Annotated in this window: 2 protein-coding genes; both read right to left on the bottom strand. The window is 30.5% G+C overall.

Translation table 11 applies throughout. The annotated features are described in order from the left end of the window. Positions 1-23: 23 nt before the first annotated feature. A complete protein-coding gene (locus AAKU52_RS17435; RefSeq protein WP_502931039.1) occupies positions 24-956 on the bottom strand; it encodes an ISAon1 family transposase in 933 nt (310 codons plus the stop codon). A 19-nt stretch (positions 957-975) separates the two neighbouring features. Beyond that, positions 976-1,362, bottom strand: a complete 387-nt coding sequence (locus AAKU52_RS17430; protein ID WP_354335913.1) for an ISAon1 family transposase N-terminal region protein — start codon at positions 1,360-1,362, stop codon at positions 976-978. Positions 1,363-1,415 lie beyond the last annotated feature (53 nt).

The following is a 1,415-nucleotide window of genomic DNA, read 5'->3' as shown; positions in this document are numbered from 1 at the left end:
GGGTCACATAAAATAATTGGGGATTAGGCAAAAAGTTTTTCCATTCTGAACAGGAAGAATTTAGTATCTACAACACCCCTTTGATTAGCTCTAAAGAGTTTTATTTTAGAGTTAAATGATTCTGCATTGGCATTTGTGTTTCTATTTATAAAGAAGTTTGCAATTGTATCGAGATGATAATTTAAACTGTTCGAGACAGTATTGAAAATGGTCATTTGTAATAGTTTGGTTTTGCTTATCCAATCCAATATCTTTTGTTTTGCATCTTCTTTAATTGTTAATTCATAGATATTTCTAAATTCCATTGTATGCTTATATGCCTTATGTAAAAGTGGATAGTTTTCAAACAATAATTTAGCTCTTTCCTTTTGATTTTCTGTCCATTGGCTTTCCTTTTTGGCTATTATATATCGGCTTCGAGCTAATAATTGTTTTGGAGTATCGTCATTTTCTAAAGTTAAAGCAATGTATTTTAAACCCTGTTCTTTGGCAATTTTAATCGCTTGGTTTTCTTTTTCAATTTCCTCCCATCGATACTTAATTCTCAGATGCTGTAATGCTTCCAATACTAATTTAACAACATGAAAGCGATCTGTCACAATGGATGCTTCTGGAAAAGCCATTTTTGAGGCTAATTGCATATTGTTTGCCATATCAAGTGTTATTTCTTTTACTAACTTCCTTTTTTCTAATGGAATTAGAGATAATACATCAATAATATCTTGGCTTTTTGTTCCTTTTATAGAAGCAACTAATGTTCCTTTTTTACCTCTACCGTTTTTATTGGTTACAAAAGTATAAAGTTCTCCTTTTGATAAACTTACTTCATCGATAGATAAATACTCACCAATATTTTCGGGGTAAATCAAATAATCTTCTGCATGAGAATACTGATTCCACTCTTTAAAACCACTGATTTTTTTCTTATAATGTCTTTGAAGTAAATTGGGTTTTATGGCGTAATAACTAGCTATATTACTTATCGTATCTTCTCGGGTCTCGACCTGTACCTTTTAAAAAATCTGAAAGTTCAATGGTTAATTTTGAACCTTCAGCTATAAATGAATAATCGCTTTTTATTTCTATAGATTTGTCAGATTTATTGCGCCAACGCCTTCTTTTTATACACAAATAAACAGCTTTGCCGCGTATTGGAAAATCTTGAATCATCGTTCTTTCAAAGAAACCCTTAGATTCATAATCCGATGAACTAAGATTAAAAGGAAGACTGTTCTTTTCATCTAAATAAATATAAAAGCAATCTTTCCTAGTGGATAAATCTCCTAATTCTTTGAAAGATACAATCTCAAAATGTAATAATAAATCTGTTGGTAAAAATTGACCTGATAGTGAAAAATCCATCCTTGTTTTTTGAACAAATTTAACAACTAATCCCCAGAAAATTTACGTGACCC

This window comes from Pedobacter sp. CG_S7 (assembly GCF_040544395.1).
In the GTDB taxonomy this organism is placed as follows: domain Bacteria; phylum Bacteroidota; class Bacteroidia; order Sphingobacteriales; family Sphingobacteriaceae; genus Pedobacter.
Note: the sequence above shows the minus strand (reverse complement) of the source record. Positions and strands in the feature narration are given on the sequence as shown.